A 21,356-nucleotide genomic window follows, 5' to 3' on the forward strand; every position below is an offset into this window, starting at 1 on the left:
CCGGAAAAGAATTACTTATGACCACCTTTTGCTCAAATATAAAAAAGGCCCTGTTGCTGCTGTTCATTGTATCCGCAGGCATGCAGGGATGTAAGCTGGATGGTATGCCCGGCGATCGTTATACCGACGCTGCCATCTGGAAAAATGCCAGCAGCGTAGACCTGTACATGTATGGCATGTACGACCAGTTTAAAACTTTTTCGTTTGGCCAGTTTCCAATCGGCTACAGCAATGCTACCGATGCACTGACCGACCTCGAAAAATATACTTCCAATACTACCGGGAATGGATCAGTGAACAAATTGATGTACAACCCGGGGCAGGTGAATGCCACCGCTCCGGGCATTTCCTTCTGGGAAACGGCTTATGTTAATATTAAGCGCATCAATGAATTCCTGAATGGCATGCAGCTGTTTGCTAAAATCAATGCGGAACAAAAAGTACAGTACGAAGCGGAAGCGCGGTATATCCGTGCCTATTCTTACTTCTGGCTGGCACGTATCAACGGGAGCGCTATCATCCTTGATAAGCTCCCTACCAGCGCAAGTATGGCCCGTAGCAGTGAAGAAGAGGTGTGGAACTTTATTGTACAGGACCTCACTTTTGCCGCTGCACACCTGCCGAAAGAATGGCCGGCTGCACAAAAAGGCCGAGCTACGCAAGGTGCCGCCAATGGGCTGTTGGCACGGGCATGGCTATACGCTGCGTCTGTAGCGGAGTACGACAATAAACAATTCAATAAAGATCCGCTCACCGGCATGCCGGCGGCTAAGAAAAACGAATACTATCAACATGCGGCAGATGCTGCTGCGGCGGTGATCAACTCCGGTGTATATGACCTGGAAAGTGATTACGGTAAACTGTTTACGAGCAACAACAGCAAAGAAACCATCTTTGCCCTGTACTATCAGCGCCCGGGTGTTACCCATCAGCTGGACTATTTCTTTTGTCCGCCTGCAGATGTAGACGGTGGTGGCGCTACCGGCGTACCTACGGCCGAACTGGTGAATGAATATGAAATGTCGGATGGACGCAAATTTTCCTGGTCGGAAGCGGCCATGGCAGCCAATCCGTATAAAGATCGCGAACCGCGTTTCTATGCCAGCATTTTATACAATGGCGCCAACTGGAAAGGTCGGGTATTGAATACTACGCCCGATGATAAAATTGAAGGCTACATCGATTTTAAAGTAGCCACCGATCCGCGTAAAACAGTAACGGGATATTATATCCGAAAAATGCTCGATGAAACCAACACCAGCATTCTGGTGCAGGGAAGTAATCAACCGTGGATAGAAATGCGCTATGCAGAAATATTGCTGATTCATGCAGAAGCACTCACCAAATTGAATCGTATTCCGGAAGCTAAAATCTCTTTAGATAAAGTACGCGGCCGGGTAAAACTGCCTGGTGTAGTAGCTGCTACGCCGGAAGCCATGATGACCGCCATTGAACACGAACGCAAAGTAGAACTGGCCTTTGAAGGGCACCGTTACTGGGACCTGCGCCGCTGGCGTAAAGCGCATACGGTGTTGAACAATGTGCGCTTCCACGGGCATAAAGTCACCGATAATGGTATTGGCTTCACTTATACGGAAGTGGACTGCGACAAGGAAAACCGTTATTTCCCCAGCTCCTTCTACTACATGCCTATCACACAGGACGAGATCATCAAGAATCCTGCGATGAAACAAATTCAGGGTTGGTAATCACTATGCGTAACAAAAAAGACATGAACATGCGAAATATATTCATCATACTGGGGCTAGGCATGGCGGTTACCGCCTGCCGCCAGCCGGAACCTATCTTCCCAAAATCAGATAATAGTCTGCAGGATATATGGGTAGGGCTTCCCGGCGTAAAAGATGCAAAGTTTGATCCCATTTACAGCACCGCACGCGATACCGCTTACATCGATGTGCCTTACTTCTATCCGGAAGAATCAGACAATGAAACCGATATGAAACAATTGGTACTCCGTGCCAATATTCCGTTGGATGCCGTGGTAACACCCGCTTTGGGCGTACCGATGGATTTATCCAAACCCGTGCAGCTGGAAATAAAAGGCGGCACCGGTGAAAAAAGAAAGGTAGTAGTGGTGGCCAAAAAAGTTGGAAACACCGACGTGAAAAGTGCTACCATACACTATCAGATGGATGGAGAAGATGCGGAAATGGAAGCCGTGGTAAAAGGAAATGATGTTATTTTTTACATCCTGCCCGGCATTGACATGAGTAAAGTGAAAGTAAGTGTAGCGGTGAATAGTCATTCCACTGTTTCTATTGCTCCGGATGCAACGTTGGATCTATCTGCAGCCTTGCCTTTCACGGTAAAGAGTATAGACGGTATCGTGAAGCCATATACGTTAAAAGTAATGCCGCCGGTGAAGAAACCGTATGGTATTGGTATTACGCGTAAGCTGTTTATTAAACTGGGCGCAGCTTCCGGCGGTGGTGGCATCAGCACCAATTATACGGAAACCAGTATGGCAGTGAGTGGCGACTACCTGGTGATTGTGAGCAATACGAACCCGTCTAAATTACGGTTGTTCAATCGTACTACGGGCAACTATGTACGCGATATGCCATTGCCAGCCAGCGATTACTATTCCTTCCAGATGCAGAACGACAGCACCGGCGCCTTGCTGGGCGCTACTTTTGCAGCCAGTGGAGATAAGTTCCGTTTATACCGTTGGAAAAATGCAACAGATGCTGCGCCGGAGAAAATACTGGAATGGACCAATAGTACTGCCTGGGGTGGTTTGGGCCGTCGGGTAAGGATTTATGGAGATGTGAATAAAGACGCGGTGATCTATGCTACGGCCTCCCTCACGAATGACATTTACAAATGGCGTATCCATGATGGGAAAATTGTGAATGCGGGGAATACACCAGATGTAAACACGGCGCCGGTGATTAGTACCTATGCGTCTAATTCCGGTAACTTCGGCTACCTCGCGGATGCAGTGCCTACGGATGTTTCCTTTAGCAGCACTTACTTCCTTAATTACGGCAGTGAAGTAGCCATGGTGAATGGCGGCAGCAACGCGCGTACATCGGCGTTCAATGGCGATGCTGCGGGTAACATCTTCCATGCCCCTTCCCTGTATTTTCGCTTTAACAATGCCAATTACTTCGCGATCCTGAAGTACACTTCCTGGAGCCTGAACGGCGGAAACATCGCGCTGTTTGATGTGACCGATCCGGCTGCTATCAGCATGTCGCCGGGTAATCCGAATTATGGTACGTTTAACGTATTCAATTCCGAAGAGATCAGGGGGGCGGCAGATAACGGCAACGGGACCGGCGATTTGTGCGTGTCTTTCTCGGCCGACAGATCCAGTGCCTATATCTATATGGTGCTCACGAACGTGGGTATCATTGGCTATGAACTCACTACTTATTAATCATCTGCCACGCGCGCAAGCGCGTGGCATTAAAATAATACGTTATGATCAAATCAACATTGCTGTCCGCCTGCTGCCTGCTATTATTGGCAACGGCCTGCAAAAAAAATAACGACACACCAACAGTAGATCCCCGTGCCGGCACAGATACCATTCCGGTGCCTACCGGTCCTAAAGAAGCCATTGTATGGATAGATCTGAATGCGAATGTATTCGGTACCTATGGCCGTTTCAATGATACGGCGGCAATACGAAAAACGCTGGATACCCTGCAGCAAACCGGCATTACTTCACTGGTGGTAGATGTGAAGGAATCTTCCGGTCATACCGTTTTCCCCAGCGCCTATACGAAACAGGTGGGTACGCATAATGGAAAGTCGCTGCCAGCAGGCGTTGATTACCTCGACTTCATGGTGAAAAAAGCCAAAGAAAGAAAGTTCAAAATCTATGCTTCCGTGATGACTTTCGTGGAGGGAGATAACGACGATAAAACAGGCGCTGTATTTGAAGATGCTACGTTTAAAAACAAGTACCAGTCGATTGTATGTGATGTAAACGGAAAACGCGTACCTATCACTGAAACTGGTCGCCCTGGATTTGTGAATCCGGCTTACCCGGAAGTACAGGATCGTATTATCAACATTCTGAAGGAGATTGTAACCAAGTACGCCGTAGATGGCGTCATCCTCGACTATGGCCGCTATGCCAACATCGACGCTGATTTTTCTGACTACAGCAAAACACAGTTTGTTCAGTATTTGAAAGAGGTGTTTCATGACCAGAACGCCAACTTCCTCAACTTCCCCGAGGATATTGTGACCTCCTGGAAAACAGAAAGTGGGCAAACTACTCCCGCCGTGACAGGTAAATACTACAAGCGCTGGTTGGCGTATCGCATGAGCGTGATTTACAACTTCGTGAAAAAAGCACATGCAGGTGTGAAAGCAGCCCGCGCAGATGCCTTGTTTGGCGCTTATGTGGGTGGCTGGTATGGTGATTATTATCCGGTAGGGGTGAACTGGGGCAGCCAGCAATACGATCCGTTCAATGATCCTAAAATCCGCATGGACTGGGCATATCCGCAAACCAAAGAATATGGCTATGCCGAAGAACTGGGGCTGCTGATGACCGGCAACTACTTCTCCCAATTATATCTCGCCGATAATCCGGCTACGGCTAACTTAACCTATAACTGGTGGAGTGTGGAAGGATCGGTAAAAGGCGGGCGTTATGTAACCCAGGGCAAAGTGCCGCTGGTAGGGAGTATTGATGCCGGTAATACCAGCTGGAATCAGAAAACGGATATCCGCAGGGCGATTAAATTAATCCTTTCGCAAACTTCCGGGGTGATGATTTTCGACCTGGTACACCTGTATGCGCCGCAGTACAACAAGTTGCAGCAGCCTTTATGGGATGAAGTAAAAGCAGGATTACAGCCATAAGCATATGAAGCAGCGTAATCAAAGTCTGGATGCTTTAAGAGGACTGGCCATTTTTGCCATGGTGTTAGCCGGTAGTATTGCCTTTGGCATACTGCCGGCATGGATGTATCATGCGCAGGAGCCGCCGCCTACGCATGCTTTCAATCCGGCATTGCCGGGTATTAGCTGGGTGGACTGCGTGTTCCCTTTCTTTATATTCAGCATGGGCGCCGCGATTCCCTTCTCCCTAAAGAAAAAAATGCAAGCAGGCCCCCTGGCTGTTTTAGAAGCTACGGTGAAACGCTTTTGCCTGCTGGTGTTTTTCGCATTGTTCAGCAGGCAGATGACCGCCAGTGGATTAAGTAACGCGCCGGGTGCCCTGGAATACGGATTATCGTTGTTGTCCTTTGGGCTGTTATTTGTGTTGTTTTACCAGCCATCAAACCAATCTGTTTGGTGGCATGTATTGAAAGCTGCAGCGGTACTGCTTACGGGGATCTTAGTGTATACGTTACCGTTTGCCGATGGTAAAGGTTTTTCATTTTACAACAGTGATATCATTATCCTGATTTTGGCAAATGTATCGCTGGCGGGTACTTTGTGCTGGTATGCTACCAGTAACAAGCCGCTGCTCCGGATGGCGCTGCTGCCTTTGCTCACAGGCATTTACCTAAGTAGTACGCAGGAGGGCAATTGGTGCCATACCTTGTTATCATGGTCCCCTTTACCATGGATGTACAAAGGGGAGTTTTTGAAATACCTGTTTATCTTGTTGCCCGGCACGCTGGCGGGCGACTGGATGTTACAATATGGGGCGGTGCAGCAACCGCCGGAAAAGCTGTCGCTCCGCTATATGCGGCTGGCAGCCTGGTGTGCGGCGTTGGTATTGACAGGAAATATCTGTTTACTGTTTGGCCGTCATACTACACTTAATTTTCTGCTGACGATTGCGGGTTTAAGTGGATGTTACGCTTCGATCCGGAAAACAGATCCAAAAGAATTTCCATTATTGCATTTATTTTTGAAAGCAGGTGCTTATCTTGTTGCACTGGGCCTATGTTTTGAGTCATTTGAAGGAGGGATCAAAAAAGATCCGGCCACGTTTAGCTATTACTTTGTTACTGCCGGGTTAGCGTTGCTGGCATTAATAATTTTTTATTCCTGGCAATATAGCAGGGTAGGTAATGTGATTGTCCATTACCTGGCTATGACCGGCCGTAACCCCATGGTGGCTTACGTAGCCGGCAACCTGTTGTTGCTGCCGCTGTTGCATCTTACGGGCGCCATCACACTGTTTGAAAGTATGGGGCAATCAGTAGGGTGGGGGATGGCACGCGGTCTATTTTTTACCGGTATTGTATCAGCTGTTGCCGTATGGTTTACCCGCCGGCAATGGTTCTGGAAAACATAAAATTATATGAAGAAGATATCAACCATGCTGCCTATGCTTTTACTGTGTGCGATGACGCAGCTGCTGGCACAGGATTCCAGCTATCATAATTATTTGTACGATAGTCGTACTGCTTATTTTAAACAATTACCCACCGCAAAGAAACCGGTGATATTTTTTGGAGATAGTATCACGCAATGGGGCGACTGGTCAGAGTTCCTGGGCAAAGCGAACATCCTGAACCGGGGCATTGCAGGAGATAATACCAATGGCTTATTAGCCCGGGTAGATGAAGTGATCCGGCACAAACCTGCCCACCTGTTCATACTGGTAGGCACCAACGATATTAATAAACAAATGCCTGCCGCATCCATCGTGGCTACCTATCGTCGCATTATTGCGGCCGTGCAGGAGCAGTCGCCGGCTACACGCATTTATGTACAGAGCGTATTTCCCATTAACAATCAGCTGATAGGCCGTCAATATTACAGCGGCACTAATGAGCAAATCAAAGCACTCAACACCAGCATCCGCCAGATGGCGACAGAGCTGCATATCTCCTTTGTGAATATCTATGATGCCCTGCTGGATGGCAGCGGACAAATGGATGCAAAATATACCTATGATGGGCTGCACCTGTCCGGGGAAGGCTATCTGAAGTGGGTAAGCGTGTTGCAGCAACAACGATTCATTTAATTCATCTGTTAATAGCATATCATGAATTTGGCGACAATAGACATTGTGATCATCTTTCTTTACCTCGCTGTTATTGTGGGGCTGGGGTTCTGGATATCAAAGAAAGCATCTAAAAATATCCAATCGTATTTCCTGGGAGATAATAACATCAAATGGTACTGGCTGGGATTCAGCAATAGTAGTGGCATGTTTGATGTAAGTGGTACCGCCTTCTATGTGGCGCTGCTGTTTGTATATGGCTTCAAAGCCGCCTGGCTGCCCTGGTTATGGCCTATCTGGAATCAGATTTTTGTGATGGTATTTTTGGCCGTATGGATCAGGCGCAGTAACGCCATGACAGGAGCCGACTGGATCATCAAACGTTTTGGAGATGATAAGGGCGGCCGGCTGGCACATATCATCGTAGTGTTATTTGCCATTGTGAGTGTGATCGGATTTATCGGCTATGTGTTTGTGGGCATCGGGAAATTCAGCGGCAGTATTTTGCCCTGGGACTTGTCGAATCCGCTGCTGACCAGTCAGCAAACTTATGCAGTGATCATCGTGGCACTTACTACGCTATACACCGTAAAAGGTGGCATGTACAGTGTGGTGGCCACAGAGGTATTGCAATATGGCATCCTGCTGGTGAGCTGTGTGCTGGTAGTAACTTATGCGGTACATGATGTGAACTATGCAGAACTGCATAACAAAGTACCGGAAGGCTGGAGTAATTTCTGGCCCACCTGGAAACTGGATGTGAACTGGAGCAGTTCTTTTCCGCAGGCTAATCAGAAAGTAGCGGAAGATGGATTTACCTGGTTTGGTGCACTGGTGATGATGATGATTGCCAAGGGCGTATTTTCCAGTCTGGCTGGCCCCGTGCCGGGTTTTGACATGCAACGTATCCTCAGCGCCAAAAAGCCAAAGGAAGCCGCCATGCTGACCGGATTTACGAACCTGGTATTGTATATTCCTTTGTTCATGATGGTGAGTGCGTTAACACTGATTGGTATTAATTACCTGATGCCCGTGTTACAGGGGCAAACAAAACCCGATTTTGAAATTATCCTGAGCAGGGTAGTAGGCGGTTATTTGCCAGCTGGAGTAAGAGGTGTGGTGCTGGCAGGTTTGCTGGCTTCGTTTATGAGTACTTTTTCCGCATTTGTGAATGCGGCGCCGGCTTATCTGGTGAACGACTTCTACAAAAAATATTTCCGTCCCAATGAAGCGCCCGCGCATTATGTGAAATGGAGTTATGTGACTTCAGTGGCGGTGATTTTAACGGGTTGTATTTTCGGGTTGTTTGCAGATTCACTGAGTTCACTCACTTTGTGGATTTCGTCCGCGCTGTATGGTGGGTATGCAGCGGCCAACGTGCTGAAGTGGATCTGGTGGCGGTTCAACGGCTACGGCTATTTTTCCGGTATGTTGGTAGGGTTGATCTCTGCCACCTTTGTGCCTAAGCTGATGGCCATATTATCATCAGCCTGGTTTCCGCAATACGCCGATCTTTTCGGCAGTGGTATCGGTACGCTGATCTCCTTTTTTATCATCCTGGTATTTTCTATGACGGGCAGCATTGTAGGTTGTTTGCTGACGCCGGCGGCCAACGAAAAGGTACTGACGGAATTCTACGTAAACACCCGCCCATGGGGCTGGTGGACACCGGTGGCACGTTGGGCAAAAATGGCAGATCCATCTTTCCTGCCTAATCAGCAATTTAAATGGGATATACTGAATATATTGGTAGGCATTTGCTGGCAGATGAGCATGGTGATTATGCCGATCTGTTTTGTATTCGGTTATTTTGAAAAAGGATTCCTGGCCATGGGCGTATGGTTGACTTGTATGGTGGTGCTTAAATTTACCTGGTACGATCGCCTGGATATTACCGCCGCCGAAAACGTACCACAGCAAGAGAAACCGCATTTGACGGCAGCGTAAAAAATTATTGTCATGAAGATTACAGGAACATTTATAGATGAAATCAGCCACGACATCCCCCACCAGAATTGGGGCCGGGCAGAATGGCGCAGGGATTTTGAACACATGAAAGCCATCGGTATTGACACGGTGATCCTGATCCGTAGCGGTTACCGCAAGTTTATTACCTATCCTTCTCCTTATCTTATCCAGCAATTTGGTTGCTATGAGCCGCCCGTGGATTTGGTAAAGCTATTTCTGGAGCTGGCGGATGAACTGGATATGCAATTTTATTTCGGACTGTACGACAGCGGCAAGTACTGGGATACCGGCGATATGCAACATGAAACAGACAGCAATCGTTTTGTCATAGATGAAGTATGGAAAACTTACGGACATCATAAAAGTTTCAAAGGTTGGTATCTCAGTATGGAAATTAGCCGTAAAACAAAAGGCGCTGCTGCCGCTTTTCGTACATTGGGCCTGCAATGCAAAGAAGTAAGTCAGGGTTTGCCCACACTCATTTCTCCATGGATAGATGGTAAAAAAGCCGTGATGGCAGCTTCCGGGCAACTGACCAAAGCCGAATCGGTATCGCTGCAGGAGCATGAAAAAGAATGGAGTGAGATATTCGATGAGATCCGTGGCGCCGTAGATGCCGTGGCTTTCCAGGATGGTCATATCGATTACAGTGAACTGGAAGATTTCTTCCGTGTCAATAAAATGATGGCAGACCGTTACGGATTGCAATGCTGGACCAATGCAGAAAGTTTCGACCGCGACATGCCCATTAAATTCCTGCCTATCAAATTTGAAAAGCTGCGTTTGAAGCTGGAAGCGGCGCGCCGGGCAGGATATGATAAAGCCATCACGTTTGAGTTCTCGCACTTTATGAGTCCGCAGTCAGCTTACTTACAAGCCGGTCATTTATACAATCGTTACAAAGAGTATATGCATACGTTGTAAGAGCAGAAAGCTGAAAGCAGAAAGCAAAAAGCTATTGAAGCGATTGATCAAAGCGTATTATAATATCCGCAATAATCAATCTCTTCAATAGCTTTTTGCTTTCTGCTTTTAGCTTTCTGCTAAATTTGAGTTATCTTACTGTTGCCCATTAAAATGCTGCTAATTTATGCCCAAACAGCCCTCTGAAAATAAGCTGGTGATTTTCTTTAAAAAATTGGGACCTGGACTAATAACAGGTGCCAGCGATGATGACCCTTCTGGTATTGCTACGTACTCACAGGCGGGCGCACAGTTCGGACTGGCTACGCTATGGACGGCCTTGTTAACTTTCCCCCTGATGGCCGGTGTGCAGGGCATGTGCGCACGTATAGGGCTGGTGACTTGCCAGGGCTTAACAGTTACCCTCAAAAATTATTATCCCCGTCCGGTACTCTATACGATGTTGCTGTTCAGTTTTCCTGCCATCACGCTTAATCTGGGAGCCGACATTCAGGGCATGGGCGCCGTATGTCATATGATGGTGCCGGCTGTACCGGTATCTGTTTTTTGTGTGTTGATTACCGCTTTGATGATGTACGTGATTATTCAATATCCTTATCAGAAAATAGCGATGATCCTGAAATGGCTTTGCTTGTCGCTGTTGCTATACCTGATAGTGCCTTTTATGGTCAAACAGGACTGGCATGCTGTGCTGCGTCATGCGTTTATTCCTACCATCCGTTATGATAAGGAATTCTTTTCCATTATTGTAGCCCTCCTTGGCACTACTATTTCTCCTTATCTCTTTTTCTGGCAAACCACCATGGAAGCGGAAGATGTGGCGCATAGCAAAACCGGTATTGTGGTGGATAAGCGGATATTGGGGGATATGAAAACAGATGTGAATACCGGGATGTTGTTTTCCAATATAGTGATGTTTTTTATTATTCTTACCACCGGTAGCGTATTGTTTCCCGCAGGTGTTACGCAAATAGATACCGTAGATCAGGCAGCTGAAGCGCTGGAACCATTGGCGGGTAAATTCGCCACTGTTATTTTTACTATGGGCGTACTGGGAACCGGGTTGCTGGCGATCCCGGTGCTGGCGGGTTCTCAGTCTTATATGCTCGCAGAAACCATGGGCTGGTCTGCCGGGTTGGACAAAAAGTTCGCCCAGGCGAAGCCGTTTTATATTTCTATCATCGTATCATTGATAGTGGGGTTATCGCTCGATTTCCTGGGCGTGAGTCCTATCAAAGCATTGCTGTACACTGCCATCGCCTACGGATTAACCGCCCCCGTTATGATTGCCATGATCATGCACATTGGCAATAACAAGAAGATCATGAAGGAGTTCACAAATTCGAAGTTCTCAAATATATTGGGTGCGCTTACCCTTATTCTGATGACAGCCGCCGCGGTGGCCATGATCTGGTTTTTGTTCTGATGTTAAAACAGTCATAGTATTTCAGCAAAAAATATCAGTACATCACTGGCAGATGTAGTAGCTTTCCCCCATAACATAATTCATGATGCACCGATTTTTCGCCATATTGGCCGGCTTATTGTTATCAGTCGCCGCCAGCGCTCAACAACGTATACCCGTTAACGTTACACCAAATACTTTTAAAGATGTAACGGCTGCCGTGCAACGTGTTATTGATGCCAATAAGAATAAACCCGGTACGGTGCTGGCCTTTCAGCCAGGCCGCTATGATTTCTATCCCGATAGCGCGGTGAAGAAAACTTACTTTATTTCCAACACCTCCAACGAAACGGAAGTTCCCAATAAAGAAAAAACGATCGGGTTATTTTTTGAGAACTGCCGGGAACTCACCATTGAAGGTAATGGCGCTATTTTTATATTTCATGGAAAGATGATTACCTGGTTATTGGATCATTGTGAAAACATTACCCTGCGCCAGCTGACCATTGATTTTGAACGGCCATCGATGTCGGAGATGACACTGGAAACCGTATCTCCTGGCAGCGTTACGGCGACTATCCATCCGGATTCCCGGTTTGCCATCATCCACCAGCGATTGGAATGGTATGGCGAAAAATGGGGCATGAAGCAGTTCCACGCCATATTGGCCGATACCCTCAGGGGCGTTAATACCTACTCTTCCTGGGACCCTTTTTACAAAAGTAAAGCCACTGCGTTAAGTCCGGCAGTCGTACGCTTCGATGGCGACTTCTCCGGCTTCAAGGGCAAGCCAGGCGATATCCTCACAGTGCGGGATGCCATCCGCGATCAGGTGGGCGCCTTTATCCATCATTCAAAAGATATCCATCTGGAAGATATCCACATGCGGTATATGCACGGATTGGGCATCGTGGCACAGTTCTCTGAAAACCTTTACTATCAGCATATACAGGTTACACCGGAAAATGGAAGGGCCATGGCTTCTTTCGCAGACGGCATGCACTTCTCCGGTTGCAAAGGCGCCATCGAAATCACCCATTCGCATTTCAAAGGACTGCATGACGATCCTGTGAATGTACACGGCACGCACTTACAGATTACGGAACGGATATCGCCAAAAGTATTGAAGCTGAAATTCATGCACCATCAAACCTATGGCGTCGAAGCTTTCTTTGCCGGCGACAGCATCGCATTTGTGCGCAGTGCTGCGTTGCAGGGACTGGGCAATGGCCGCATTACCGCTGCCCGCATGCTCTCGGAGCGGGAAATGGAAGTAACACTTAACGAAGATGTACCCGCCACTGTGCAGGTGGGCGACTGCCTCGAAAATATCACCTGGACACCGTCGCTGACTATACGAAATTGCCGTTTTGAAGGTACTAATACGCGTGGGTTGCTGGTGACTACCCGCAAAAAGGTAATCATAGCCGATAATACCTTCTATAGAACGGGTATGCACGCTATTTTAATTGCTGACGATGCCAGCAGCTGGTATGAATCCGGCCCGGTGCAGGATGTCACCATCACCGGCAATATCTTTGAGGGCTGTGGGTACAATTCAGCACCCGGTAATTTCGTGATTGCTATTGCGCCGGAAAATCATACACTGGTGAAAGGCTACATGGTACACCGTAATATTCGTATTGAAAATAACGACTTCCGGATCTATGATTATCCGATACTCACGGCCCGGAGTACGTCGAATCTCATTTTTAGCCATAACCGGATTACCTGGATGCAAAACTTTATGGCGCCACAAACCCAAATGAGCGCTTCTTTCAGCCTCACGGCCTGTGAGAAAGTGAAGATAAAAGAGAATGATTTTAAGGTGCCATTTCAGCCGGAAATACAGTTGAAGGAGATGTTACCGGCGACAGTAGCTACTGATCTGCCTGTTAAAAAGTAGTAGGGATTCCCCCGCGAAGCGGAGGATCTATTGCTTTACCACCCGGAATCCCTGGTTGCTAAATGAGGCCCGCCGGTTTACCCTGCCGATATCTGCAGAATTGAAAAAGGAGCAGGAGGCGCTGCTGCACCACCAGGAGCCGCCGCGGGCATGCACAATAGAAGCACTTTCATTCGGTAATAATTTGCCGGAGCAAAATTCAAATACGTTGCCATACACATCATACAGTCCCCAGGGATTGGGCTTGAAACTGCCTACTGGCGCGGTATACATGTATCCATCTGAGCTATCGGCCTTTAAATGGTCACGGCCATGCCAGATGTTGGCATATTGCCCGATCAGTGACCGGTCGTTGCCGAAAAAGTAATCAGTAGCAGCGCCTGCGCGGGAGGCTATTTCCCATTCTTCCAGTGTGGGGAGTCGTACGCCGGCCCAGTTGCAGTAGGCTTGCGCATCGTTATAGCTGATGCAGGTAACCGGATGATCCATTTTTTGATCAATGCCGCCTACACTTGCACCGTTAGGGAAGCGCCAGCAGGCAGTGCTGTCTTCGTGCCATTCAAATTCCTTTAACCCCGGCAGGAATACGAGGGCGTTGTGGCGCCGCTCTGCATCCGTGATGTAGCCGGTAGCTGCTACAAAGGCAGCAAACTGTTGATTGGTAGTTTCACAGGCAGCAATATAGAAACTATCTACTGTTACGGGTCGCCGCGGATTAAGACCATGTTGTTTTTTACCAATCCAGTATTGCCCTTGGGGCACCAGTATATAGCTGCTTTTATCCTGTGTAAAAGCAGGATAAAAGCAGCATAGCCATAACGCTAACGCACTAACGTTTTTTAGGAAGCCCATCATAGAAAGCTGTGGCACGTTGTATAATCAGTTCTTCGTTTGCCGTATTGCAAATCAGGTAAGCGCGGTAGCTGCTTTCCTGGTTAGGTGCGGCATATAATTTTTTATAGGAAGCAGAAGTCATGAAAGGCGTATACTCATTGTTTTTCATTAGTAATAGGAGTAGGGTAAGAATGTCTTTGTCTTTGTGATCTTTGTTGTAAGTACTGATCAGCAAAGGAATCATTTCTTTAGCATTTATATCTTCAATGGTTCTTTTATAGTTAATACCAACGCGGTTGCTTCTGCCAATAGATTCACTCATCAGGGCAATCACGGAGTCGCGGTTGGCACTCATGAATTTCCCCTGACGCTCGCTCCAGCTAAAATCGCCGAAGGCATCTGGTAGTTGTCCGAATACTTTTTTCTCTGATTCCGGTACCGGTGGCGTGGCATCACAGTTCTGGCTATACGTTTCCGCATGAACCATATGATAGGTGAATTTTTCACGAAGTGATAACGCCATATAATCTTTCTGGTTCAGTACCACGTTTTCATCTTCCGTTTCTTTAATACGGCTGATCAGTCCTAGTACTTTTTCCAGTCCATAAGGCGGGCGGGTAATTTTGACGCGGTATTCTTCGTAAGCAAAGGTTTCTTTGGTGATACGGGAGTAATCTTCCGTTTCCTGGGCAAATCCAACGGCGTAGGTGGTTAATAAAACAAAGAGGACAACAATACGTTTCATATAGTTCGCAAATTTTGCGGGAAAGATACTTAAATAAGCAGAAAGCTTAAAGCAGAAAGCAAAAAGCTATTGTAGCGATTGATCAAAGTATATTAATAATATCCGCAATAATCAATCGCTACAATAGCTTTTTTGCTTTCTGCTTTTTGCTTTCTGCTGTTAAAACACCCCTTCTTTTAACATAAAATTTAAAACCCACTTCTCTGCGTGTTGTTATCATAGTACCATTTAGYTGTATTGTGCTGCATGATTTATTTGTCAACATTTAAATTTTGCCATCATGAAAAAGCTTTTTTTATCCATCGCCTTAGTAGCTATCGTGAGTTCGCTTTATGCGCAAAACAGTGGCCCTGCTGTTGCTATGAACCGTAAAGAAATGCGTAAAGAACGCCATGAGCAAAGAATAACCCTGCGGAAACTGGAAGGAAAAGAGGTGAGTACACAATCCCAGCATCAGTTTATGATCGACTTTGGCAACGTGCCGAATGTAGTCTGGACCCGGGAATCTTACTTTGATAAGGCTACGTTCGTTAATGCGAAAGGAAAAGAAATGGCTGCGTACTATGATATGGAAGGAGGATTGGTAGGAACTACTTCATCCGCTTCTTTCAGCGACCTGCCGCCAATGGCACAAAAAGAAATCGGCAAACACTACAACTATTATGAGCATGCGCCTGTTATTTTCTTTGATGATAATGAATACAATGATACGGACATGATCCTTTACGGCACCCAGTTTGACGATGCCGATAACTATTTTATAGAACTGGCCGATAAGAAAGGAAGACCCGTTGCGCTGAAGGTAGATATGCAAGGAAATGTGTCTTATTTCGCAGATATGAGTCATCTTAAATATTGAAACCACGTAACATGGATAACAGAGAAATCAGATACAGCCTGCTGTTTACGCTATTGCTGTTGCTCAATGCAAGTTGTGCCGGTTCTGGTAGCGTAGGTCAGGCTACTATGCAGGGGCCTCCGCAAGGGAGCATCACCTACCAGACGTTTTATGATGAGTTATCGCCCTATGGCACCTGGATCGATTACCCTTCCTATGGTCATGTCTGGAATCCCCGGGTGGATGGCGATTTCAGGCCTTATGCGAGCAATGGCTACTGGAACTATTCGGAGGAAGGGTGGGCCTGGATGTCGGGTTACAACTGGGGCTGGGCGCCCTTCCACTACGGCCGCTGGCTGTATGATAATAACTACGGCTGGTTGTGGGTACCCGGATATGACTGGTCACCTGCCTGGGTTACCTGGGGGTATTTGGGAGATGATTACTGCTGGGCGCCTTTGATGCCCGAAGTAAATGCAGGAATACAATTTGCCTCCTGGCGCCCACATGATTTTTATTGGAACGTGTGCCCGAGGGATCATATCTACGATCGTAACCTGGGTACGGTGTTGCAACGTCCCGGCGTAGTCAATAATATTTCCAGCCGGGTCACCATCATCAATAACTATAACACTACCCGCGTACATAATCAGTATTATGCCAAAGGTCCAGCCGTGAATGAAGTGGAACAATACACGCATCACAACATTACGCCCGTTACACTTAAGCCGGTAAATACCATTGGTGATGTGAAGCACGATGGAAATGAAATGCGGGTGTATCGTCCACAGGTACAGAATCCCCAGCCAAAAGAATTCAGACAGGTGCAAAGCAATACCGTGAAGCCGGTGCGTGCAAATGATGAATGGCCTGCAGCAAAGCCGGAAGAACAACGTGCGAATGTATCCCAGTTGCCCGTCAGACGCCCGCAGATGCCAACCCCTGACATGAGAGGTGGTGGCGCGCCTTCCCGTGGTGGCAACAGAAATGGCGGTCGTCATTAAGCGTCCTGAAGTAAAGAAGGCGGTCCTGCTATTAGTAGGACCGCCTTCTTTACTTCTCTATAAAAAATATTATTACCCTATAGGATTTGTAGACTATAAGATATACTTTTGTCCCCATCAATGAAAAAACACAAAACCAACATTACTGCCAGCTGATCATAGGCTAACATTTTAATACTATCAACTGAATGAAAAAGCTTTCACTTTTCATGTATGGCATCGCCATGCTATTATCTTTCACTGCCCTGGCCCAGCAACCGCTGAAAGTAACAGGACAAATAAAATCAGGTAAAGGTGATCCGCTGCCCGGCATCAATATATTGGTGAAGCATAGCAGATCCGGTACGGTAACAGATGCACAGGGCCACTTTACCCTCACAGCCACACCCTCCGACACCTTGTTAATTACAGGCATCGGCTTCAAGAAACAGGAAGTACCCGTAAATGGCCGCGATGTTCTCCAGCTACGCCTGCAGGAAGATGAAACCGCATTGGGCGAAATAGTAGTGGTAGGATATGGCACACAAAAGAAAAGCGATTTAACGAACGCAGTAGCACAAATTAAAGGCGCCGACATCACCCGGCGGCCGGTATCCAATATACAACAGTCGCTGCAAGGTATTGCCCCCGGCGTTACCGTATTAGACAGAGGCGGCGCCCCCGGCTCTTCCGCCGCTACTATCCGCGTAAGAGGGATCACTACTTTTAATATCAACAACAGCTCTACCAGCGGTTTCGACCTCAATAAAAATGATGCACTGGTGATTGTAGATGGAATAGAACAACAAATGTCTTACCTCAATCCGGAAGATATTGCTTCTCTCACTGTCCTCAAAGATGCCGCCTCCACCGCCATCTACGGCTCACGCGCTACCAACGGCGTTATCTTAATTACCACCAAGCGCGCTAAAACAGGCAAGGTAACGGTCAACTACAACGGCTACTATGCATGGCAGCAAAGCGTGAATAAGCCACAAATGATGGACATCGAATCCTACATGCGGGAACAGGTGGTGGCGTATACCAACGCTGGTGTAGCAGTACCCGCGCGATTTACAGAAGCGTCGATTCAACAATACGTGAACGCAACAGACCGGTATAAATATCCTTTGCCAAATACGTGGTTTCAGACCATGCTGAAAACAGCACCGCAACAAAATCATTCCCTTTCACTCGCCGGTGGTAACGACGTAGTGAAAAGTCGTTTGAGTATCCGTTACCAGGATCAGCAAGGCATCGTAGAAAACTATAGCAACCAGCTCAGCGAATTGCGATTGAACACCGACTTCACACCGGTGAACAGTCGCTTCCACCTGGCGGGCGATTTCCACTACCAGAACAACGGCTCTAATGCGCCATCTGTAGCGCCTTTCAATAACATGCTGCATGGATCGCTCTGGGCCGTACCTAAATACCCCGATGGCACCTATGGCCTCAGTACGCAAGGCAACAACCCACTCATGTTCGATGAATTAGGTGGCTTGTCTAAACAGAAAGTAGATTACCTGAATGGAAATATCAAGGGAGATGTGGAACTGCTGCGTGGCCTGCGTTTCTCCACGCAATTCGGCGCCCGGGTGATGTACACCAGCCAGAAGAATTTCGTAAATGCCTATACGAATACCGATAAAAATACCAACATCACTAAAACAGTCGCCAATAATTCGCTCACAGAAGTACGTAATAACCTGAAAGAATATACGTGGAATAACCTGCTCACCTATGAACGCTCCTTTGGTAAACACGACCTCAAAGCATTGGCAGGATATTCACAAATCAGCAATACACAATCGTTCCTTTCGGCTTACCGCGAGCGTTTTTACAACAACGATATCACATCTATCGGACAAGGCTCCAACGACGGTACCAAAAGCAATAGCGGCAGCGATGCCGCATGGGGACTGCGTTCCTACTTTGGCAGAATCAACTATGCCTATGCCGGCAAATACCTGCTGGAAGTAAATGGCCGCTACGATGGCTCCTCCCGCTTCGCCAGCAATAAACGATACAGCTTCTTTCCGTCTTTCTCCGCAGGCTGGCGCATCGCACAGGAAAACTTCTTTGCCTCGCTGCTGCCCGTGGTCAACGACCTGAAACTGCGTGGCTCCTACGGCAGCACCGGTAACCAGTCGGTAGACCTTTACAGCTACTACGATGCACTTACCGCTACCAGCTATACTTTTAACGGTGTGCCGGTACCAGGCTACCGCCAAACTACCCTGGCCAATACTGATCTCGGATGGGAAAGCACAAAGCAACTGGATCTCGGACTGGATGCCGCTTTCCTGGATAAACGACTCACGCTCACGGCCGACTATTACCGCAAGCTCACGTCCAATATTCTCCTCAACCTCGATATCCCTGCTACCGTAGGACTCAATGCCCCACCACAAAACGCGGGCTCCGTAGAAAATAAAGGCGTGGAAATTGCCGTGAACTATAACAGCAAACCTACCAGTGAAATCCGTTATAATATAGGCGCCAACGTTAGTTATAATGAAAACAAAGTAACCGATCTGAAAGGAACAGGTCCGTATATCACCGGTTCGGATATAGATCCCCGTTATATCATCAAAACAGGACTGCCTATCAACACTCTCTGGGGATACCAGACAGATGGCCTGTTTCAGACCCAGGAAGAAATTAATAAGTATCCCACACTGGCAGCTAATACCAAACCTGGAGACGTAAAATACGTTGACCGTAACCACGATGGTAAAATTGATGCGAACGATATGACTAATATAGGGGTGTCTTTCCCAAAATATACTTTCGGTATTAATGCCGGTATTCAATATCATGGCATAGAACTGAATATCCTGTTACAGGGCGCAGCTAAAGTAGATACCCGCTTATCGGGTGCACTCGCTGAAATGGGGAATCAGGAAGGATTCACGCATAAAATTTATACCAACAACTACTGGACGCCGGACAATCCAAACGCCCGTTTCCCGAGGCCGCTGAAGTATGATTTACGTAACGTGGCTACCTCCGATCGCCTCGTGATAGATGGTTCTTATCTGCGATTGAAAAATATACAACTGGCGTATCAACTACCAGCCCACATCACGCGAAAAGCTTTCCTCAGCAGTGCGCGGGTATACGTATCTGCTACCAACCTGTTCACCATTTCCAAACTGAATGAGTGGAACCTTGATCCGGAAGCGGAATCCGGTAGGGCCGTGTATTACCCGCAAACATCGTTGTACACCGTTGGTATTAATCTGCAGCTCTAGTGCTGTGCAAAAAAGAATGCTATGAACTTAATCAATAGAAGTATTTATCTTTTTCTCCTCGTCCTGCTCGCGTCCTGCAATAAAAATTTGTTGGATACCGCGCCTACAGATCGGTTGGCCGTGAACATTTTCTGGAAAACAGAAGCCGACGCCAAACTTGCCGTCAATGCACTCTACCAGGACCTCGACTCTACCAATATCATCGCCCTGGATGCACTGACAGATATTGGTCATACCAACCAAAACTTTGATGTGCAGGCGTATATTGAGCTGGGTACTTACGACCAGTCCAGTGCCAAGGTATACGGCGAGTGGAAAAATGCCTACAAAGGCATCCACGCCGCCAATTATTTCCTGGAGAATGTGGATAAAATCACCGTCGTTACTCCTGCGCTGATTAATCAGTTCAAAGGAGAAGCCAAAACATTACGCGCTTACCAGTATATTAAACTGGCAGGTTTATATGGAGATGTACCACTGGTGACTACCTCTATTACCCTGGAGCAGGCACGGAGCCTGAAAAGAACGCCGGTGTCTGAAATTTACGATTTCATAGACAAGGAACTCGCGGAAGCGGCAGCCTTGTTACCTGCCAGCTATGCTGCCGCCGACAAAGGCCGCATTGCCCGCGGCGCTGCCTGGGCATTAAAAGCCCGCGCCGATCTTTTTGCCGGGCGTTATCAACTGGCGGTAGATGCGGCTACGCAGGTGAACGGTCTTGGCTATACGCTGTACGACAACTATCAGAAATTATTCAGCTATGCGGCGGAAAATAATAAGGAAGTGATCCTGGATAAACAGTTTATCAAAGACAACTATCCCAACAACATATTTAGTTTGCTGGCGCCTTACAGCCAGAAAAATGGTAATAGTTCCTACGTGCCTACCCGCGTGTTGGCAGATACGTACCAAACTGCCAATGGTAAAGGCATCAACGACAACGGCAGCAACTATGATCCTGCTCATCCCTACGATAATCGCGATCCCCGTCTGCGGTACAGTATCTTCACGGATGGTGACGTACTGCCTTCCGGACAGGTGTTTCATCCGGCGCCTAACAGCGGCACCGCCGATGCCATCGGTAGCACCTATATTGCTTCTACCACTGGTTATAATCTGAAGAAATATATCAATGCAGAAGATTTTGTCAACCCCACTAACTGTGGTATCAACATCATCCTGCTGCGTTATGCAGAAGTACTACTCACTTATGCAGAAGCAAAAATAGAATTGAATCAGCTGGATCAAACCGTGTATACCGCTATCAATACGGTGCGTCAACGTGCGGATGTGAATATGCCGGCGTTACCGGCAGGGCTCTCACAAAGCCAGCTGCGTGCGGCAGTACGTTATGAGCGCACCGTGGAACTGGCCTTTGAGGGACTACGGCTATACGATATCCGTCGCTGGAAAACTGCGGAAACCGTGATGACAGGCCCCGTCTACGGCATTACCTGGAATAACAACGGACAACCAACCACCGTGCAGGTAGTTTCTTTTAATCGTGCATTTGATAAATCCAGACATTATCTTTGGCCGGTACCGCAAAMGGAGCGGGACCTGGATCAGGCATTATCACAAAATCCTAACTGGTAATAATTATT

15 protein-coding genes are annotated in these 21,356 nt (G+C 47.4%); 13 read left to right on the top strand and 2 right to left on the bottom strand.

Translation table 11 applies throughout. From position 1 onward, the window contains the following. Nucleotides 1–17: 17 nt before the first annotated feature. From AC1DFM_RS29335 to AC1DFM_RS29375, 9 genes are all read left to right on the top strand, one after another. The gene (locus AC1DFM_RS29335; protein WP_477080343.1) at nt 18–1,709 is read left to right on the top strand and encodes a RagB/SusD family nutrient uptake outer membrane protein; all 1,692 of its coding nucleotides are present in this window, start codon (nt 18–20) and stop codon (nt 1,707–1,709) included. Between the two features lie 29 nt (nt 1,710–1,738). Continuing rightward, nucleotides 1,739–3,406 (top strand): DUF5018 domain-containing protein, encoded by a 1,668-nt coding sequence (locus AC1DFM_RS29340; protein ID WP_477080344.1) that lies wholly within the window; start codon nt 1,739–1,741, stop codon nt 3,404–3,406. Nucleotides 3,407–3,450: 44 nt separating this feature from the next. After that, entirely contained in the window at nt 3,451–4,848 is a 1,398-nt protein-coding gene (locus AC1DFM_RS29345; protein ID WP_477080345.1) for a family 10 glycosylhydrolase, read from the top strand. Between the two features lie 4 nt (nt 4,849–4,852). Further along, entirely contained in the window at nt 4,853–6,238 is a 1,386-nt protein-coding gene (locus AC1DFM_RS29350) for a DUF5009 domain-containing protein (RefSeq protein WP_477080346.1), read from the top strand. 6 nt (nt 6,239–6,244) lie between these two features. After that, nucleotides 6,245–6,913, top strand: coding sequence for a GDSL-type esterase/lipase family protein (locus AC1DFM_RS29355; protein WP_477080347.1), 669 nt, complete (start codon nt 6,245–6,247; stop codon nt 6,911–6,913). Between the two features lie 21 nt (nt 6,914–6,934). Further along, nucleotides 6,935–8,839, top strand: coding sequence for a sodium:solute symporter family protein (locus AC1DFM_RS29360; protein ID WP_477080348.1), 1,905 nt, complete (start codon nt 6,935–6,937; stop codon nt 8,837–8,839). A gap of 12 nt (nt 8,840–8,851) precedes the next feature. Further along, complete coding sequence (locus AC1DFM_RS29365) at nt 8,852–9,784, top strand: DUF4434 domain-containing protein (protein WP_477080349.1); 933 nt, start codon at nt 8,852–8,854, stop codon at nt 9,782–9,784. A 166-nt stretch (nt 9,785–9,950) separates the two neighbouring features. After that, nucleotides 9,951–11,210 carry an NRAMP family divalent metal transporter gene (locus tag AC1DFM_RS29370; protein ID WP_477080350.1) on the top strand — a complete coding sequence of 420 codons (1,260 nt, stop codon included), beginning with the start codon at nt 9,951–9,953 and terminating at the stop codon, nt 11,208–11,210. An 82-nt stretch (nt 11,211–11,292) separates the two neighbouring features. Continuing rightward, a complete protein-coding gene (locus AC1DFM_RS29375) occupies nt 11,293–13,095 on the top strand; it encodes a right-handed parallel beta-helix repeat-containing protein (RefSeq protein WP_477080351.1) in 1,803 nt (600 codons plus the stop codon). 27 nt (nt 13,096–13,122) lie between these two features. Here the strand turns inward: AC1DFM_RS29375 and AC1DFM_RS29380 are convergent, their stop codons facing one another. Together AC1DFM_RS29380 and AC1DFM_RS29385 are read right to left on the bottom strand one after the other, a co-directional pair. Continuing rightward, nucleotides 13,123–13,950, bottom strand: a complete 828-nt coding sequence (locus AC1DFM_RS29380; protein WP_477080352.1) for an SUMF1/EgtB/PvdO family nonheme iron enzyme — start codon at nt 13,948–13,950, stop codon at nt 13,123–13,125. Beyond that, entirely contained in the window at nt 13,925–14,674 is a 750-nt protein-coding gene (locus AC1DFM_RS29385; RefSeq protein ID WP_477080353.1) for a hypothetical protein, read from the bottom strand. Before AC1DFM_RS29385 ends, AC1DFM_RS29380 begins: the two co-directional genes overlap by 26 nt. Nucleotides 14,675–14,954: 280 nt before the next feature. Between AC1DFM_RS29385 and AC1DFM_RS29390 the strand changes: the two genes are divergently transcribed. The 4 genes from AC1DFM_RS29390 (at nt 14,955) to AC1DFM_RS29405 (ending at nt 21,348) form a co-directional block, all read left to right on the top strand. Further along, nucleotides 14,955–15,533 carry a hypothetical protein gene (locus AC1DFM_RS29390; protein WP_477080354.1) on the top strand — a complete coding sequence of 193 codons (579 nt, stop codon included), beginning with the start codon at nt 14,955–14,957 and terminating at the stop codon, nt 15,531–15,533. 11 nt (nt 15,534–15,544) lie between these two features. After that, nucleotides 15,545–16,516: a DUF6600 domain-containing protein gene (locus tag AC1DFM_RS29395; protein ID WP_477080355.1), complete on the top strand. Its 972-nt coding sequence runs from the start codon at nt 15,545–15,547 to the stop codon at nt 16,514–16,516. A 188-nt stretch (nt 16,517–16,704) separates the two neighbouring features. Then, a complete protein-coding gene (locus tag AC1DFM_RS29400) occupies nt 16,705–19,752 on the top strand; it encodes a SusC/RagA family TonB-linked outer membrane protein (RefSeq protein ID WP_477080356.1) in 3,048 nt (1,015 codons plus the stop codon). A gap of 21 nt (nt 19,753–19,773) precedes the next feature. Continuing rightward, nucleotides 19,774–21,348, top strand: coding sequence for a RagB/SusD family nutrient uptake outer membrane protein (locus tag AC1DFM_RS29405; protein WP_477080357.1), 1,575 nt, complete (start codon nt 19,774–19,776; stop codon nt 21,346–21,348). Nucleotides 21,349–21,356 lie beyond the last annotated feature (8 nt).

It is taken from the genome of Chitinophaga sp. 05T412, assembly GCF_056396465.1.

Excerpts from the sequence above, each read along its gene's own strand:
- AC1DFM_RS29335 (WP_477080343.1), top strand. The coding sequence starts at position 18 with ATGACCACCTTTTGCTCAAATATAAAAAAGGCCCTGTTGCTGCTGTTC.
- AC1DFM_RS29340 (WP_477080344.1), top strand. The coding sequence starts at position 1,739 with ATGCGAAATATATTCATCATACTGGGGCTAGGCATGGCGGTTACCGCC.
- AC1DFM_RS29345 (WP_477080345.1), top strand. The coding sequence starts at position 3,451 with ATGATCAAATCAACATTGCTGTCCGCCTGCTGCCTGCTATTATTGGCA.
- AC1DFM_RS29350 (WP_477080346.1), top strand. The coding sequence starts at position 4,853 with ATGAAGCAGCGTAATCAAAGTCTGGATGCTTTAAGAGGACTGGCCATT.
- AC1DFM_RS29355 (WP_477080347.1), top strand. The coding sequence starts at position 6,245 with ATGAAGAAGATATCAACCATGCTGCCTATGCTTTTACTGTGTGCGATG.
- AC1DFM_RS29360 (WP_477080348.1), top strand. The coding sequence starts at position 6,935 with ATGAATTTGGCGACAATAGACATTGTGATCATCTTTCTTTACCTCGCT.
- AC1DFM_RS29365 (WP_477080349.1), top strand. The coding sequence starts at position 8,852 with ATGAAGATTACAGGAACATTTATAGATGAAATCAGCCACGACATCCCC.
- AC1DFM_RS29370 (WP_477080350.1), top strand. The coding sequence starts at position 9,951 with ATGCCCAAACAGCCCTCTGAAAATAAGCTGGTGATTTTCTTTAAAAAA.
- AC1DFM_RS29375 (WP_477080351.1), top strand. The coding sequence starts at position 11,293 with ATGATGCACCGATTTTTCGCCATATTGGCCGGCTTATTGTTATCAGTC.
- AC1DFM_RS29380 (WP_477080352.1), bottom strand. The coding sequence starts at position 13,950 with ATGATGGGCTTCCTAAAAAACGTTAGTGCGTTAGCGTTATGGCTATGC.
- AC1DFM_RS29385 (WP_477080353.1), bottom strand. The coding sequence starts at position 14,674 with ATGAAACGTATTGTTGTCCTCTTTGTTTTATTAACCACCTACGCCGTT.
- AC1DFM_RS29390 (WP_477080354.1), top strand. The coding sequence starts at position 14,955 with ATGAAAAAGCTTTTTTTATCCATCGCCTTAGTAGCTATCGTGAGTTCG.
- AC1DFM_RS29395 (WP_477080355.1), top strand. The coding sequence starts at position 15,545 with ATGGATAACAGAGAAATCAGATACAGCCTGCTGTTTACGCTATTGCTG.
- AC1DFM_RS29400 (WP_477080356.1), top strand. The coding sequence starts at position 16,705 with ATGAAAAAGCTTTCACTTTTCATGTATGGCATCGCCATGCTATTATCT.